At 45.2% G+C, this 16,855-nt stretch carries 13 protein-coding genes; all 13 read right to left on the minus strand.

Annotated elements, in window-relative coordinates; all coding sequences use genetic code 11:
- Positions 1-42 precede the first annotated feature (42 nt).
- The gene (tilS, locus tag BTO10_RS18235) at positions 43-1,374 is read right to left on the minus strand and encodes a tRNA lysidine(34) synthetase TilS (protein WP_105025427.1); all 1,332 of its coding nucleotides are present in this window, start codon (positions 1,372-1,374) and stop codon (positions 43-45) included.
- Between the two features lie 123 nt (positions 1,375-1,497).
- Positions 1,498-2,457 carry an acetyl-CoA carboxylase carboxyl transferase subunit alpha gene (gene accA, locus BTO10_RS18240; RefSeq protein WP_004738605.1) on the minus strand — a complete coding sequence of 320 codons (960 nt, stop codon included), beginning with the start codon at positions 2,455-2,457 and terminating at the stop codon, positions 1,498-1,500.
- 45 nt (positions 2,458-2,502) lie between these two features.
- Entirely contained in the window at positions 2,503-5,982 is a 3,480-nt protein-coding gene (gene dnaE, locus BTO10_RS18245) for a DNA polymerase III subunit alpha (protein ID WP_105025428.1), read from the minus strand.
- A 112-nt stretch (positions 5,983-6,094) separates the two neighbouring features.
- On the minus strand, positions 6,095-6,715 hold the full coding sequence (rnhB, locus tag BTO10_RS18250; protein WP_105025429.1) for a ribonuclease HII: 621 nt from the start codon (positions 6,713-6,715) through the stop codon (positions 6,095-6,097).
- A gap of 48 nt (positions 6,716-6,763) precedes the next feature.
- Complete coding sequence (gene lpxB / locus BTO10_RS18255) at positions 6,764-7,960, minus strand: lipid-A-disaccharide synthase (protein ID WP_105025430.1); 1,197 nt, start codon at positions 7,958-7,960, stop codon at positions 6,764-6,766.
- An 82-nt stretch (positions 7,961-8,042) separates the two neighbouring features.
- The gene (gene lpxA, locus BTO10_RS18260) at positions 8,043-8,831 is read right to left on the minus strand and encodes an acyl-ACP--UDP-N-acetylglucosamine O-acyltransferase (protein WP_004738600.1); all 789 of its coding nucleotides are present in this window, start codon (positions 8,829-8,831) and stop codon (positions 8,043-8,045) included.
- Between the two features lies 1 nt (position 8,832).
- A complete protein-coding gene (fabZ, locus tag BTO10_RS18265) occupies positions 8,833-9,285 on the minus strand; it encodes a 3-hydroxyacyl-ACP dehydratase FabZ (protein ID WP_004738598.1) in 453 nt (150 codons plus the stop codon).
- 93 nt (positions 9,286-9,378) lie between these two features.
- A complete protein-coding gene (gene lpxD, locus BTO10_RS18270; protein ID WP_004738597.1) occupies positions 9,379-10,410 on the minus strand; it encodes a UDP-3-O-(3-hydroxymyristoyl)glucosamine N-acyltransferase in 1,032 nt (343 codons plus the stop codon).
- Positions 10,411-10,415: 5 nt separating this feature from the next.
- Complete coding sequence (locus tag BTO10_RS18275) at positions 10,416-10,916, minus strand: OmpH family outer membrane protein (protein ID WP_032554120.1); 501 nt, start codon at positions 10,914-10,916, stop codon at positions 10,416-10,418.
- Positions 10,917-10,943: 27 nt separating this feature from the next.
- Complete coding sequence (gene bamA, locus BTO10_RS18280) at positions 10,944-13,349, minus strand: outer membrane protein assembly factor BamA (RefSeq protein ID WP_004738595.1); 2,406 nt, start codon at positions 13,347-13,349, stop codon at positions 10,944-10,946.
- A 48-nt stretch (positions 13,350-13,397) separates the two neighbouring features.
- A complete protein-coding gene (rseP, locus tag BTO10_RS18285) occupies positions 13,398-14,756 on the minus strand; it encodes a sigma E protease regulator RseP (RefSeq protein WP_105025431.1) in 1,359 nt (452 codons plus the stop codon).
- On the minus strand, positions 14,753-15,961 hold the full coding sequence (gene ispC / locus BTO10_RS18290; protein WP_105025432.1) for a 1-deoxy-D-xylulose-5-phosphate reductoisomerase: 1,209 nt from the start codon (positions 15,959-15,961) through the stop codon (positions 14,753-14,755). Before ispC ends, rseP begins: the two co-directional genes overlap by 4 nt.
- A 50-nt stretch (positions 15,962-16,011) precedes the next feature.
- On the minus strand, positions 16,012-16,854 hold the full coding sequence (locus BTO10_RS18295) for a phosphatidate cytidylyltransferase (protein WP_004738591.1): 843 nt from the start codon (positions 16,852-16,854) through the stop codon (positions 16,012-16,014).
- Position 16,855: the final 1 nt, after the last annotated feature.

Below are 16,855 nucleotides of genomic sequence, written 5' to 3' on the forward strand. Positions count from 1 at the left end.
TATTTTTATTAAAGTGACATAGAATTGTGACACAAACTTTTTCTAGTTGCTCCAAAGTGCTTCACAATCTTGACCATCGTAGTTTTTATCTACGAATAACCCTAAAACAGCGATCACTCGATCACCATCCATTAATATAGGCGTTCTGCGCCTCAGCCAGCTAGGCACTTGGTACTCTTGAAACAGCTTCTTAAGCTTCCTGCTATGCCCACGTCCAACTGGGTGCGCGGATAAACCTTCAGGATTAAAGGTAACACGTAATACCGCGTTTTGGTCTGGTAAGCTGAACGTTTGTACCCGACGACCAAGTTCGGATTCAAATCTCCCCGCGTGCAAGCTCACACCTCCCAAGCCATCTGGCAGAACCAACCTTCCACCAACGGCAATTTCACCTTGCCAGCCCGATAGATCTTTAGTCTCTCGAACCAAATAGAGTTTTTGATTAAAACGCCTAACTTCAACGTCGTTTAACACCAGCTTAGGGTTAGCATCATGCTGAGCACACGCCACTTCCTCCCAGATAAGCTGGAGTTGCTTTTGGCTTGGCATCGCTTGCTGGCAATTACCTAACCACATTCTCAACAAGCGCGCTCTTAGTAAAGCAGATTGCTCAGATAAAACCTCTATACTCAAGCTCTGGTCATCACCGAGGGCTCGCTGTAAGTGAGAAGCTAACAACTCGTCTAGCAACATCTCTTGCTCGGCACAGAGCTGAGCGCTGCGACTGACAGACTCTCGAAAACTGGGCCAACGCTCGGTCAGCACCGGAGTCACTTGATGGCGAATAAAGTTACGGTCGAAACGCACATCCTGATTACTTTCATCTTCAACCCAAGTTAACCCCATACAGCTAGCGAACACTTCGATCTCTGCTCTGGTCACTGAAAGCATAGGACGAACAATATAAGCACCTGAAAATGGCATCACTTTCGCCATCGATGAGAGGCCTTTTGGACCACTACCGCGCTTTAACGCTAATAGAAAAGTCTCGACTTGATCATCGATGTGTTGACCAGTAACCAGCATATCCCCTTGTCGAAGGTGCGATTTGAAGGCGTTATATCTGGCGTCTCGAGCGAGCTTTTCGATACTTTCACCACTATGAACATCCAGTGAGACACGCTCCACTGCCAAAGGCACTGACAAATCATCACACCACGCTTGGCATTGCTCGGCCCATTGGTCCGCATTATCACTCAATCCATGATGAACATGGATTGCCTGACAATCGATGCGATGAGCTTTGGTGTATTGAGCAGCTAACTCCAACAGCACTCGTGAATCAACCCCACCACTAAAGGCCACCACCACCCGCTGAGGCTTGATTGCGCTTTGGTAAAATACAGAGGTAAACGTTTCGATTAAGTGAGTCATGAGGCTTAATAAACCAAGAAGGTGTTTGAAAGGTAATATTTAAATAATAAAAAAGGGTTGGCACTGAGTCCAACCCTTTCATCATCTTGTTACATAAAGTCCGCCTTCGAATAAGGCAGCTTATCAGCAGTAACCGTAGCTCATTAGACGCTGGTAACGACGCTCAAGAAGCGTTTCGTTATCAAACTGCTCTAGCTCTTCAAGTTGTTTAACTAAAAGGTCTTTCATGTTTTGAGCGGTTTGTACTGGATCACGGTGTGCACCACCTAGCGGCTCAGGGATAATTTCGTCGATAAGCTCAAGCTCTTTAAGACGAGGAGCAATTAGGCCCATCGCTTCAGCAGCTTGTGGTGCTTTATCTGAATCACGCCATAGGATCGAAGCACAACCTTCTGGAGAGATTACTGAGTACGTAGAGTACTGAAGCATGTTCACGTAGTCACCAACACCAATTGCTAGTGCACCACCAGAACCGCCTTCACCAACAACGTTACAGATAACTGGAACAGAAAGACCAGCCATAACCTTAAGGTTTTTAGCGATAGCTTCAGACTGACCACGTTCTTCCGCGCCAACACCTGGGTATGCGCCAGCCGTATCGATGAAAGTAATGATAGGCATGTTGAAACGCTCAGCAGTTTCCATTAGGCGAAGTGCCTTACGGTAACCTTCTGGCTTTGGCATACCAAAGTTGCGAAGTACTTTTTCTTTAGTCTCGCGACCTTTCTGGTGACCAATAACCATAACAGGACGGCCATTTAGACGAGCCATACCACCCACGATTGCTTTGTCGTCAGCGTAAGCGCGATCGCCCGCCATCTCTTCAAATTCAGTGAATGCATGCTCCAGGTAATCTTTTGTGTAAGGACGTTGTGGATGACGAGCAAGTTGAGCTACCTGCCATGCACCTAAGTCGCTAAAGATTTTCTGTTTAAGCTCTAAGCTTTTTTTCTCTAGTTGTTCGATTTCTTTGTCTAGATCTACCGCTGTGTCACCACCGTGACGCGAAACGTCACGTAGCGCTTCGATTTTTGCTTCAAGTTCAGCGATAGGCTTTTCAAATTCTAGAAAGTTCAGGCTCATCTATGAATCCTTGTTGATTCAGCTCCGCATTTGCGAAGCTAAATTTTAGTTAAATTCGAGTTCTACTTGGCTATTTCCAAGCAGCTGTTTTAATTCGTCTAGTAATGTATCACTTGGCGTCACACGCCATTCTGTGCCCAATGTTAACCGCGCTCTAGCGTCGGCACGCTGGTAGTATACATTGACTGGGACCGTTCCGGCTCTATAAGGTTCTAAGATTTGACTAAATCGTTCAAAAAATTGACCATTAATTTGGGATTCATCGATAGATATCGATACCCCGCGAGCATATTTTTCACGGGCGCTTCCTAAGTCCATGACCTCGCGCGCGGACATTTTAAGCCCACCGTTGAAGTCATCAAAGCTGACCTGTCCAGAAACGACCACAATTTTGTCTTTTTCGAGCAATTCTGCGTAACGATCGAGCGCATCTGAGAACAACATCACTTCCATACGCCCAGATCGATCGTCAATGGTCATCAAACCAATTCGAGTGCCACGCTTGGTGGTCATTACTCGAGCTGCAATAACCAAACCTGCAATGGTTAATGATTGATCACGACGTGTTGGCGTCGCATCTTTCAGACGGCAGCTGGTGTATTTCGCTAACTCTTTGATGTAAGCGTTAACCGGGTGACCCGTCAGGTACAAACCTAGCGTTTCACGCTCACCTTCGAGCCAAACCTTTTCAGGCCATCTTGGTACTTGGGTGTACTTGTGCTCGACTTCTTCAGGAGCATCCGTCAATACACCAAACATATCCGATTGCCCAAAGGACTCAGCATGGTGATATTGGCTTGCTGCTTTAACCGCATCAGCCAATGAAGCCATCATCGCTGCACGGTGAGGACCTAATCTATCTAACGCACCCGATAGAATCAACTTTTCGATAACACGCTTGTTAACTTTCTTTAAATCGATACGAGCACAGAAGTCGAATAAATCTTTGAAGTAACCGCCCTTATTTCTCGCTTCAATGATCGCTTCAATCGGACCTTCACCTACCCCTTTAATCGCGCCGATGCCGTAAACGATCGCACCGTCGTCATCAACATTGAATCGGTAGAGACCAGAGTTTATATCAGGCGGAAGCAGTTTGAGCTTCATGCGGAAACACTCATCAACAAGGCCAATAACCTTCTCAGTGTTATCCATATCCGCCGTCATTACCGCGGCCATAAACTCTGCAGGATAGTGTGTTTTCAGCCACAGTGTTTGGTAAGAAACCAATGCGTACGCAGCTGAGTGAGATTTGTTAAAGCCGTAGCCCGCAAACTTTTCTACCAAGTCAAAGATCTTCATGGCAAGTTCGCCATCAACACCGTTGGCTTCTGCACCTTCTTTAAAGGTGCCGCGCTGCTTCGCCATCTCTTCTGGCTTTTTCTTACCCATCGCACGACGCAACATATCTGCGCCACCTAGCGTATAACCCGCGAGGATTTGGGCAATCTGCATTACCTGCTCTTGGTACAAGATAATGCCGTAGGTTGGTTCAAGCGTCTCTTTTAACGATTCGTGTTGCCATGTTTCATCTGGGTATGAGATCGCTTCTCTGCCGTGCTTACGGTCGATAAAGTTATCTACCATGCCCGATTGCAGTGGACCCGGACGGAACAAGGCTACCAATGCGATAATATCTTCGAAACAGTCAGGTTGAAGACGTTTGATAAGATCTTTCATACCACGAGATTCCAGCTGGAATACCGCAGTGGTTTCAGAGTTTTGTAGTAAATTAAACGACGCTTGATCATCTAAAGGAATCGATTCGATACGAACTGGATCTTTGCCTTCGCGCTCAAGCCTTGGGTTTACTAGGCCCAACGCCCAATCAATGATCGTTAGAGTACGCAGACCCAAGAAGTCAAACTTAACCAAGCCAGCGGTTTCAACGTCATTCTTATCGAATTGCGTTACCGGGAAGTTACCTTCGGCATCGGCGTAGATAGGTGCAAAGTCTGTGATCGTGGTTGGTGAGATTACAACACCACCCGCGTGTTTACCGGCGTTTCGCGTACAACCTTCTAGAATGCGACACTTATCGATCAGTTCACGAACCTCTTCATCGCCATCATAAAGCTCTGGCAGTGTAGGCTCGGCAAGAAAGGCTTTCTCTAGTGTCATACCCGGATCTGGCGGTACAAGCTTAGAAATACGGTCGACGAAGCCAAACGGGTGGCCAAGTACACGGCCTACGTCACGAATTACCGCTTTTGCTGCCATGGTACCAAAGGTGATGATCTGAGATACCGCATCACGACCATACATTTCAGCAACGTGATCAATTACTTGGTCACGCTTATCCATACAGAAGTCGATATCGAAATCGGGCATCGAGACACGTTCTGGGTTCAAGAAACGTTCGAATAGTAGATCGTATTCTAGCGGATCGAGATCCGTGATATCCAATGCGTACGCCACCAATGAACCTGCACCCGAACCACGACCTGGGCCTACTGGTACATCGTTATCTTTAGACCACTGGATGAATTCCATTACGATCAAGAAGTAACCCGGGAAACCCATGTTGTTGATAACTTCAAGTTCGACTTTAAGGCGCTCATCGTACTCAGGACGGCGCTCGGCTCGAACTTGCTCATCTGGGAACAAGAATGCTAGACGACGCTCAAGACCTTCTTCTGACTTCTTGATCAAGAAGTCTTCGATCGCTAAACCTTCGGTCGGGAAGTTAGGGAGGAAGTACTCACCAAGACGAACAGTAACGTTACAACGCTTAGCGATCTCAACACTGTTTTCAAGCGCTTCTGGGATATCTGAAAACAGCTCACACATCTCTTCTTCGCTACGAAGATACTGTTGCGCGCTGTAGTTTTTTGGACGACGTGGATCGACCATGGTGTAACCATCGTGGATCGCTACGCGGATTTCATGGGCATCAAACAAATCTTCGGTTAAGAACACTACTTCATTGGTTGCCACGACAGGTAAGTCTTGTTGCTCAGCAAGCTCTAACGCGAAGTGCAGGTAAGACTCTTCATCGGCACGTCCGGTACGAATCAGCTCTAAGTAAAAGCGATCAGGGAAGTGAGTCTTGTAAAATTCGACACTACTCGCGACGAGATCACGGTTACCTTTCAGTAATGCCTTACCGATCTCGCCTTCTTTAGCACCAGATAAGATAATCAAGCCTTCAGCATTTTCGATTAACCACTCTTTGTCGATCACAGGTTGATGCTGTATGTGACCACGCAAGTAAGCTTTTGAAATCAGCAAGGTAAGGTTGTTATAACCTTTGTTATCAGACGCTAAAACCGTCAGTTTCGTCAGCTCATCTCCAAATTCTGGAGATTGCATCAAAAAATCAGCACCAATAATTGGTTTAACCCCACACCCATGGGCAGTACCGTAAAATTTCACCAAACCACATAGGTTAGTGAAGTCGGTAAGTGCTAGAGCTGGCATACCCATTTCAGCAACTTTTTTAACTAATGGTGGCACCTTAGACAGGCCATCCACCATAGAAAAGTCACTGTGTACGCGTAGGTGAACAAATTTTGGATCTGACATTATTTTTCCTGAGTTCTAGACCGGAGCCTAGGATTACAACTGAGTGTATTCTATTTTTTTCTATTGCTAGTAAGCAAATTTATTCGAAGATCAACGCTTATCTGTGTAGCACTTAATCAATGCCTAAAATACGTTTTACTGGTTTAAAGCTCTTACGGTAGTTCTCGGTAACACCGTGCTTTTCAATTGCCTCGAAATGCGCCTTGGTCGGGTAACCTTTGTGTTTGGCAAAACCAAATTCCGGATGAAGCTTATCAAGCTCTTCCATCTCTTGGTCACGTACAACTTTAGCAATAATAGACGCTGCACTGATTTCAGCGACGCGCAAGTCACCTTTAACCACTGCAACACCGGCCATTGGCAACTCAGGTACACGGTTACCATCAATCAAAGCCATATCTGGTTGGACGCTTAACCCAGCAATCGCACGCTGCATCGCAACCATAGTCGCTTGTAGAATATTGAGTTCATCAATTTCTTGCGGTGAACAACGACCTACAGACCATGCCAATGCTTTCTCTTTAATTTCAGGCAGCAGCGCAAGGCGCTTTTTCTCAGACAGTTTCTTTGAGTCGTTCAAGCCTTCAATAGGATTATTCGGGTCTAGGATAACCGCAGCTGTCACTACATCACCAACCAATGGTCCACGCCCTACTTCATCGACGCCCGCAAATAGCTGGTAGCCTTGAGGGTATTCGAAAGGTGGAAGCTCTTTTTTCTCTTTTACTGCCATGACAATTCTCTTTGTAACTTTTAAGCCCGTGCTTTTGAAACTAGCACGTTATAATTCAACAAACTCTCGGCCGATCAATTTAAGCACCGCGTTGGCAGCTTGTTTGTCTGCATCTTTACGGATCCAGTGGTGCATTTCAGTAAAGCGTTCAATCAGCGCACTGTTATCCGCAGATAGCATCTTATCAACCGAAGGGAATAAGAAGTCTGGATGGCACTCTTCCAAGATGTGCTCTTTGACGATTTCTTCACCTGCCAGAATATTCGGCAGTGACACAAACTCAGTGATAGCCAGCTTCTTCACAATGTAGCCCGTCAACTTATTCACTTTGTAGCCCACAACCATTGGACGCTTAAGCAGCATGCACTCAAGAGCGACCGTGCCCGATGCCAATAGTACAGAGTCCGCTGCAGTGATCACGTTACGAGCTGTATCCTGCACAATGACAAAATCTAATTCTGGTGCTGTCGCCTTCCAAATCTCGGTAAACTGTTGCTTGCGAGTTTCATTAACAGCAGCCACTACGAAACCAATGTCTGGGTACTTTTGTTTGATACGTTTACAAGTTTCAATGAACGGTTGCGCGATAAGCTTCATTTCACCACCGCGACTGCCCGGCAGAACCGCTAACCACTGCTTGTCTTGCTCTAATCCAAGCAATTCTCGTGCTTCCGCTTGATTTGGCTCGAGTGGAATAGCATCTGCTAGTGTATGACCAACAAATTCACAGGCAACGTTGTATTTGTCGTAGAACGCTTTTTCAAATGGTAAGAATGCCAGCACCAGGTCGGTTGCTTTGTCGATCTTAAAAATACGTTTTGGACGCCACGCCCATACTGAAGGGCTAACGTAATGAACCGTTTTTATACCTGCGTTCTTAAGATCTAGCTCCAGTCTCAAGTTAAAGTCAGGAGCATCAATACCAACGAACACATCTGGTGGATTCTGAGTGAAATATTTAACCAGTTCTGCTTTTACTTTGAGCAGACGAGGCAAGCGACCAAGTACTTCAACAAGGCCCATTACGGCAAGCTCTTCCATCTCAAACAAAGATTCACAGCCTAGCGCTTTCATTTTTGGTCCGCCAATACCGACAAATTCTGCATTCGGGTACTGAGCTTTTATCGCTTTGATAAAGCCTTCGCCAAGAGTATCACCAGAGAGTTCTCCGACAACAACGCCTACACGCAGTGGCTCCTTGGAAACAAAGCCTGAGTTATTGGTTTGTGCTTCTTGTTGTGCCATAGTTTTCCAATTCCCTTCTCGCCTAAAACAAAAAAGATCGCCTTAAAAGTAGCGATCTTTTTTATATCAATCACACTTGGTATTAACGAATAATGCCGCGCTCAGAGTTCTCTAGCATCTCTAGCATAGGAGTTACCGAAGCAAACTCTTTCGCCATTTCAACTAAAGCTGCTTTCGCTTCTTCAAGTGTTTTGCCAGAGCGATAAAGCTCTTTGTATGCTTTTTGCAGTGCACGAATCTCTGGTTTCTCGAATCCGTTACGTTTCAGACCTACAAGGTTAAGGCCGAATGGTGCTGCATGGTTACCTTGTGCAAGTACGTACGGAAGTACATCTTGAACAACGGCAGAACAACCACCAATGTAAGCGTAAGCACCGATTGAGCAGAACGGATGAATCGCAGAAAGCGCCATAACACCAGCGTAATCGCCAACCGTTACGTGACCACCTAAAATAGCATTGTTGCCAATGTGAGTGTGGTTACCAACAATAACGTCGTGCGCTACGTGTGCGTTAACACAAAGCAGGTTGTCATCACCAATCACTGTGGTTGCTTTATCTTGAACCGTACCACGGTGGATTTGAACCGCTTCACGAATCACGTTGCGATCGCCGATCACAACCGTAGTGTCTTCGCCACCGTACTTCTTGTCTTGGTTCTCTTCACCAATCACAGCGTGTGGGAAAATGCGGTTTTCTTTACCAATAGTTGTGTGACCTTTGATCACAACATGCGACATGATTTCTGTGTCGTCACCAATGGTTACATTACCAGCAATGTAAGTAAAAGGACCAACTGTTACGTTTGCACCAATCGTTACATCACCTTCGATAACTGCAGCCGGGTGAATTTTTGCTGTTTCATGAATCATATTAAAACTCTCTACGAGCACATTTAAGTTCAGCTGAACATACTACTTCGCCGTCAACTTTCGCAACGCCGTTAAATGACGCGATGCCACGACGCTCTTTTAGGAATTCAACTTCGATAACCAGCTGGTCACCAGGCACTACTGGCTTACGGAATTTCGCTTTATCAACACTTGCAAAGTAGTAAAGCTCGTTACCAGAAGGTGCACCAAAAGATTTAAATGCAAGAAGACCTGTCGCTTGCGCCATCGCTTCTAGGATCAACACACCCGGGAATACAGGAAGTTGAGGGAAGTGGCCAGTAAACTGAGGCTCGTTAACAGAAACATTCTTAATTGCAGTCAGTGTTTTTTCTTTTTCAAAGCTAGTCACACGATCAACCATTAAGAATGGGTAGCGATGAGGTAATAGTTCCTGAATTTCAGTAATGTTCATCGTTGTCTGTTCAGTAGTCAAAGTCGTATTCCTATATGTATTCTTTATTTAATTAGAAAGATTATAAACGAAAAAGACTCGCTGTACGCGAGCCTTTTATTAGAAATGCTGGAATTATGATTCCGCGCCCTTCTCGATAAGTTTTTCAACGGTTTTCAAACGCTTGTTCATTTCATCAATACGATGGACACGCGTCGCTGTTTTACGCCATTCTTTGTTTGGCTGTAAAGGAATACCCGAAGAGTACATGCCTTTCTCAGAGATGCTGCGCATAACCATACCCATACCAGTTATAGTTACGCCGTCTGCGATCTCAATGTGACCATTGATAACGCTACCACCACCAATGATACAGTACTTACCTATCGTTGTGCTGCCAGCAACGATAGTACCACCCGCAAGAGCAGAACCATATCCGATGTGAACGTTGTGTGCGATTTGCATTTGATTATCGATGATAACGTTGTCTTCAATAACCGTGTCATCTAACGCACCACGGTCAATCGTGGTACACGCACCGATCTCTACGCGATTACCAATACGAACGGTACCGACTTGAGGAATCTTAATCCACTCGCCTTTCTCATTCGCATAGCCAAAGCCATCAGAACCAATCACAGTACTTGATTGAACCAAACAAGCTTCACCAATCACCACTTCATGGTAGATGCTTACGTTAGCCCACAGCTTAGTGCCTGCGCCAATCTTTGCGTTTTTACCGATAAAGCAACCAGCGCCGATGATCACATCGTCACCAAGAACAACACCAGACTCAATCACAGCGTTCGCACCAATAGACACATTTTGTCCAAGTGTTGCATCACTCGCAATCGAAGCTGAATCAGCAATATCCGCAGCCGGTGCAGGAGTAGTATCAAGCGCTTGAGCAACCTTAGCAAAAGCAACGTAAGGGTCGCTGACCACAATCACGTTAGTCTTACACAGTTCGCGCTCACTCTCTTTAACCATAATCGCTGACGCTTTACAGTCACCTAGGTGCTTGCTGTACTTAACGTTAGAAAGAAACGTAATGTTGCCTTCTTGCGCTTTATCCATAGGAGCAACAGCAGAAACGGTTACAGTACCGTCACCATGTAGCTCCCCCCCGGTAATGGTTGCCAATTCGGCTAAAGTCAGTGTCTTCATAAAACTTATTTTAGTTCTTTAATTACTTTCTCAGAGATGTTGTATTCAGGCTTGCCGTATTGTAGCGCTTGAATATCAACAATCATGTCGTAGCCTTCTTTCTCTGCAACTTTCGTTACAGCCTCTTGAATCACTTTGAATAGCTTCTGCTTCTCTTGTGCTTCACGACGTTGGCTTGCTTTTTCTAGAGCTTGAGCTTTGATCTTGTACTTGCTGTCTAGTTGACCAACTTCGATACGAAGTTTCTCAACTTCGTCTGGACCTAGTAGCTCGCCATCACGCTTAAGCTTTTCAATCTTAGTCTTAGCTTCCGCTTGGATGCTTTGCAGCTCAGCCGCTTTATCTTTGAACTCTTCCTGCATTTTTTGAAGAACAACTTCACGCTGAGGTAGAGCCTGGAATACTTGTGCAGTGTTTACATAACCCACCTTTTGCGCAGCTTCAGCAGCTGTTGCAAAGAAAGAAGAGCTAAGAACTACAAGGCCTAAACCTGCTGCTTTAATCATATTTTTCAAAATATTGTCCTTTAAATATTAGAAAGTTCTACCAATGGTGAATGTGAAGAATTCCTCGTCATCACCTTCGTAAATTTTAATTGGTTTCGCTAGAGAGAAAACCAGTGGGCCCATCGGTGACATCCATTGAAGGGCTGCACCATAAGATGAACGGTAATTCGTTGGATCAGAGTAATCGTAGTAGTACTGGCTGCCACTGTTAGGTGCGCCACGGTCTACGAACTCGGTATCCCAAACACTTGCCATATCGAAGAAGACACTGGTACGAATCTGGCTGCGTGCTTCATCAGAAGCAAACGGCGTAGGTACGATTAGCTCTAAACTTGCCAAAGCAACCGCGTTACCACCTACTGAATCATCCGTAGCGGTGTCGTAGGTTGGGTTGTTACCCGTGCTGCTTCCGTAAACGGCTTTTGGACCTGCCGAGTTAGAGCCAAAACCACGTAGGGTTGTAAAACCACCCGCATAGTAGTTCTCATAGAATGGGAACAAGTTATCGTTACCATCCGTTTGACCATAACCATTACCATAGCCTAATCGGCCACGCATCAATAGTGTGAACTCATGCTTTTTGGTCAGCGGGATGTAATGTTTTACATCGTACTGCATTTTGAAGTACTGAGCATCAGAGCCAGGTACCGTCATTTTAGCGAAAGCACGTTGGTGGTTACCTTCTGTTGGGAAGAAACCACGGTTCAAGTTGTTACGTGTCCAAGAGATATTGATATCGAAGTCATCAGTTAAGATGTGCTCGTCACCGTATTGGTCGATACTTCTCGCAAACTGTTCAACCTGGATATAAGTCGGAACGTTACCGATCTTGTTGTGTGTGTAACCAACACCAAACTCAATGCGGTTCAGCTCATCCATAGGGAAGCCCCATGTTAAGCTTGTACCATAGCTTTGGTTGGTATAGTCAACGATACCCGCTTCAGATGCTTCAAACTCGTTGTAGAAGATCTTACCACCCAAGCTCACACCATCTAGGTTCCAGTATGGGTCACGGTAGTCTAAGCTCACGTTCTTTTGGTAATCATTCATCATGGCACTTACGCCAACACGGTTACCAGAGCCCGCAAAGTTGTCTTGTTGAAGACCAACCTGGAAGCTCACACCAGATTCAGTACCGTAGCCGACACCAAAGTTGATGCTACCCGAGTTCGCTTCTTTAACGTTGTAAACCAAATCAACTTGGTCTTCGCTGCCTGGTACACGAACGGTTTGTACATCAACTGTTTCGAAGAAACCTAGACGATTAAGACGGCTCTTACCGGTATCAATCGATTTAGAGTTAAGCCAGCTACCTTCCATTTGGCGCATTTCACGACGTAACACCTCGTCTTTTGTCGAGTTGTTACCTGTAAAACGAATGTCACGCACGTAGATACGGCTACCCGCTTCTACGTTAATAACCAATGAAACCTCTTTGGTTTCGTCATTGAATTCTGGAATCGTACGAACTTGCGGATACGCATAACCTGACTCACCAAGAATACGCTTAACGCCTTCTTCCAGTGATGTCACAGAAGAACCGTTATAAGTATCACCGTCTTCAAATGGCACAAGCGCTTCAAAGTCAGCTTCACGACCAATAAGCTCACCACGGAACGATACGTCTTTAACCGTGTACGCTTCGCCCTCATCTAGACCAAGCGTGATGTAAACGCCTTTCTTATCCGGAGAAATCGCCACCTGCGTAGAGTCAACCTTAAATTTCAGGTAGCCACGGTCAAGGTAATAAGATTTAAGCGCTTCAATATCACCAGCCAGCACTTGCTTCTGGTATTTTTCATCCGCTAGGAAGTTCCACCAAGCCACATCTACATTGAGATTAAAGCGGCTAAGCAGTTCTTCATCAGTAAACACTTCGTTACCGATAAAGTTTATTTGCTGGATCTTAGCTGAAACGCCTTCAGTAAAGACAAATTTAAGGTCAGAACGGTTACGTGGCAGAGGCGTTACAACTGCTTTTACTGACGCATTGTATTTACCAACACTGTAGTAAAAGTCTTCAAGGCCCTTCTCGATATTACTTAGCGTAGTTCGGTCAAGAGCTTCACCTTCACGAACACCAGATGCATCAAGGTTCTGTTGAAGTTGCTCTTCTTTGATCGCTTTGTTGCCCGAAAAAGAGATACTTGCGATGGTTGGTCGTTCTTTCACTTGAACAATCAATACACCTTCATCGCGAAGGACTTTGACGTCTTCAAAGTTACCCGAAGCGTACAATGCACGAATGATCTCAGAGACATCGCTTTCATCTACTTCATCGCCAATACGTACTGGCATTTTCAGTAGAGCCGCACCAAGTGCAACACGCTGTAAACCTTCGATCTTGATATCTTGAACTACAAAGTTTTGTGCTCCGTTCGCAGCCACACTGGTGGCTAATAGACTTGCGAACAGAATTTGCTTAATCGCCATACTTATTCTAATTATTCCTTGCTACTACCAATGCCTGTGAGAAACCATTCACAGACGAGTAAAATCGTTAAATATTGCCAGAGCCATTAAAGAGAAGAGAATCGCCCCTCCCACTCTGTATCCCATCTCCTGAACTTTCTCAGGGACTGGTTTACGAGTAACAGCCTCAATAGCGAAAAAGAGCAAATGTCCGCCATCAAGCATAGGCAGCGGAACCAAATTAATAATACCCAAGTTAACACTGATCAGAGCTAAAAAGCCTAGGAAGTAAACCAAACCGTAATCAGCAGTTGTACCTGCACCTTTAGCAATTGAAATCGGGCCACTTAAGTTATTTAAGCCAACATCACCAACGATGAGCTTTTTCAGCATAGTAAGCGTCAGACCAATGATTTGACCTGTTTTATCAAATGCTTTTCCTACAGACTCAATTACACCAAATTGTAACTCAAAGCGATAATCTTCTGGCCATTCTGCGACTTCCGGAGCAATACCCGCATAGCCGATTGTTGAACCATCAGAAAACTCACGGCTTTTCGGTGTCATAACGAGTGATTGCTCACTGCCGTTTCTTGATACGACAACGTCTAAAGATGTCATTGGGTTCGAGCGAATTAACTCAACCACTGATTGCCACTGCTCAATTGGTTGACCATTAATTTCAACAATTTGGTCGCCCGCTTCTAGACCAGCAGAGTAAGCAGCACCATCATCAATCACTTGAGCCAGCACTGTCGAGATCTCTGGAGAGTATGGTCTAAAGCCAAGCGTTGTCATCGCAGATTCAGTTTCTGGGTTGAACGACCAGTCTGAAATATCCAACGTCAATTGTTGCTCAAAGCCGATGTCGTCTTGCGAAGACACCGTTACTGTCATCGATTGATCACCAATATGCGATATCAAACCCATATTGACTGATTCCCAATCTGCGGTTTTGATTCCCGAAATAGATTTAAGTTCCATTCCAGTTTCAATTCCGGCTTGTGCAGCGATAGATTGTGGAGTTACCTCACCAATCACAGGCTTAACCGCAGGCACACCGATCAAAAATACTAACCAATATGCAAACACAGCAAAGATGAAGTTGAACGCAGGACCAGCGCCAACAATCGCGGTTCGCTTCCACAGTGGCTTTTTATCAAACGCGTACTGCTGCTCGTCTTCTGACAGGTCATCGACACGACCATCGAGCATTTTTACATAGCCGCCCAGTGGAATAACGGACAAGCTGTATTCCGTACCATCACGGCCAACTTTGCTCCAGATTGATTTACCAAAACCAATCGAGAATTTTTCAACTTTTACACCACAACGACGAGCAACCCAGAAATGTCCAAACTCGTGAACCGCGACCAGAATGCCAAGCGCTATGATAAAAGATGCAAAGTTCCACAGAATTCCACTCATGCTAGCTGCTCTTTAATAAATTGAATGGCTATTTGACGAGACATATTATCTAGCTCAAGCAGGCTTTCCAAGCTATCTAAGCCTTCAGAGTTATGTTGTTCACATACTTTGCTCATAACATGTTCGTTAATGACTGCAATATCGGTAAATTTAACCTGATTGTTCAAGAAAGCGTCGACCGCAATTTCGTTTGCTGCGTTAATCGCTGTCGTTGCATGTTGACCTAAGTAACACGCTTCAATAGCTAATTTCAAACAAGGATAGCGGTTGAAGTCAGGCTCTAAGAAAGTCAGTTCACCGACTTTGGTAAAGTCTAGCGGCTTAACACCCGCTTCTGTACGTTCAGGGTACGACATCGTCAGTGCAATAGGTGTCGCCATATCTGGTTCACCCATTTGAGCAAGTACTGAACCATCCTTGTACTGAACCATAGAATGGATCACAGATTGAGGGTGGATAATCACCTTTAACTGCTCTTGAGACGCATTAAATAGCCACTTCGCCTCAATGTACTCAAGACCTTTATTCATCATAGTCGCAGAATCGACAGAGATCTTAGGCCCCATAGACCAGTTAGGGTGTGCGATAGCGCGTTCAGGAGTCACTGTTTCTAGCTCAGCCACGTCGGTATAACGGAAAGGACCACCAGAACCAGTTAGTAGGATATAGTTAATACCGTTAGCTTCTAAATCACAGCGACCTAGATTGGTTTGGACGTTTTGCGGCAAGCATTGGAAGATAGCATTGTGTTCACTATCTACAGGAAGAAGCTCAGCACCGTACTTTTCTACAGCATCGATAAACAGCTGTCCAGACATCACCAAGGCTTCTTTATTTGCCAGCAGGATACGTTTGCCCGCTTTAACTGCTGACATAGTAGGAAGCAAGCCTGCCGCGCCAACAATCGCAGCCATCACCGTATCCACTTCATCCAAAGAGGCAACCTTACACATGCCTTCAGAGCCTGAGAGTACTTGGATGCTAGGGTGATTGATAGACAAGGTGTCAGCGAGCTGAGATGCAGCATCAGGACAAGCCATAGCAACATAGCTTGGTTGCCACTTTTCTACTAACGCCAGCATCTTTTCAACATTCGAGCCAGCAGCCAGCGCAACGACTGAATAAAGGTCTGGGTTTTGCTCAACGACTTTTAGTGTACTTGCACCAATTGAGCCAGTTGCGCCTAAGATAGTTAGATTTCGCATCACATATGACCGTAGAAATGTAATAAAGGGCAGGTTCACTGCCCTTTTAATTAGAATGCTAAGTAAAGCAGAGCAAAGACAGGGAATGCAGCCGTTAAGCTATCGATTCTATCTAGTATACCACCATGACCAGGAATCAGATTACTGCTGTCTTTGACCCCAGAAACACGCTTGAACATGCTTTCAACAAGGTCACCAAGAACAGAGATAACAACGGTCACAAGCGTAATCACAATCATGTGGAGAGGGCTTGAGAATTGGATATTGAACAGGTCAGCAAAAATCCAAGCCACAATCACCGCGGTGATGATACCGCCAATCAGGCCTTCAATTGTCTTGTTCGGGCTAACGGCTGGCGCCATTTTACGCTTACCGAAGCTCTTACCAGAGAAGTAAGCACCACTGTCTGCAGCCCATACCAGAAGACACACAAACATCACCAGTTTTGCGCCGTGGTAAGGATCAACGTCAATACCGTTGGCGCGCAAAATCACTACACTCCAAAAGAATGGCAGCAGAGTTAGTACACCAAAACCATGACGAAGAAACGATGAGTCTTTCCATGCAGGCATAGACTTAGGATAAGTCACTGCCATACCACTTGCGATTACCCACCAAATAGAGCCAATCGTTAGAATGGCGTAGTGAGCACTCGATAGGTTATTTAGGCTAAATGCATCAAAAGGGATAAAAGCAAAACTTGCAGCACTTACCACCACTGTTGGAATCAACGCTAAATAACGCGATTTGCTTTCAACAAATTGAGTCCATTCCCAGTAACCTAATAGCGAGATAACCGCTAATGAAAGGATAAACGTAGGAAGTGATAACTCGAAAATTCCTAGAATAACTAGGGGAGCTAAAATCAACGCCGTAATAATTCGTTGTTTCAAA

The sequence above is a fragment of the Vibrio chagasii genome (genome assembly GCF_002954585.1).
GTDB lineage: Bacteria > Pseudomonadota > Gammaproteobacteria > Enterobacterales > Vibrionaceae > Vibrio > Vibrio chagasii_A.

What these genes read in the sequence shown, in the direction of transcription:
- tilS (WP_105025427.1), bottom strand. Translation starts at nt 1,374, where the DNA reads ATGACTCACTTAATCGAAACGTTTACCTCTGTATTTTACCAAAGCGCA.
- accA (WP_004738605.1), bottom strand. Translation starts at nt 2,457, where the DNA reads ATGAGCCTGAACTTTCTAGAATTTGAAAAGCCTATCGCTGAACTTGAA.
- dnaE (WP_105025428.1), bottom strand. Translation starts at nt 5,982, where the DNA reads ATGTCAGATCCAAAATTTGTTCACCTACGCGTACACAGTGACTTTTCT.
- rnhB (WP_105025429.1), bottom strand. Translation starts at nt 6,715, where the DNA reads ATGGCAGTAAAAGAGAAAAAAGAGCTTCCACCTTTCGAATACCCTCAA.
- lpxB (WP_105025430.1), bottom strand. Translation starts at nt 7,960, where the DNA reads ATGGCACAACAAGAAGCACAAACCAATAACTCAGGCTTTGTTTCCAAG.
- lpxA (WP_004738600.1), bottom strand. Translation starts at nt 8,831, where the DNA reads ATGATTCATGAAACAGCAAAAATTCACCCGGCTGCAGTTATCGAAGGT.
- lpxD (WP_004738597.1), bottom strand. Translation starts at nt 10,410, where the DNA reads ATGAAGACACTGACTTTAGCCGAATTGGCAACCATTACCGGGGGGGAG.
- BTO10_RS18275 (WP_032554120.1), bottom strand. Translation starts at nt 10,916, where the DNA reads ATGATTAAAGCAGCAGGTTTAGGCCTTGTAGTTCTTAGCTCTTCTTTC.
- bamA (WP_004738595.1), bottom strand. Translation starts at nt 13,349, where the DNA reads ATGGCGATTAAGCAAATTCTGTTCGCAAGTCTATTAGCCACCAGTGTG.
- rseP (WP_105025431.1), bottom strand. Translation starts at nt 14,756, where the DNA reads ATGAGTGGAATTCTGTGGAACTTTGCATCTTTTATCATAGCGCTTGGC.
- ispC (WP_105025432.1), bottom strand. Translation starts at nt 15,961, where the DNA reads ATGCGAAATCTAACTATCTTAGGCGCAACTGGCTCAATTGGTGCAAGT.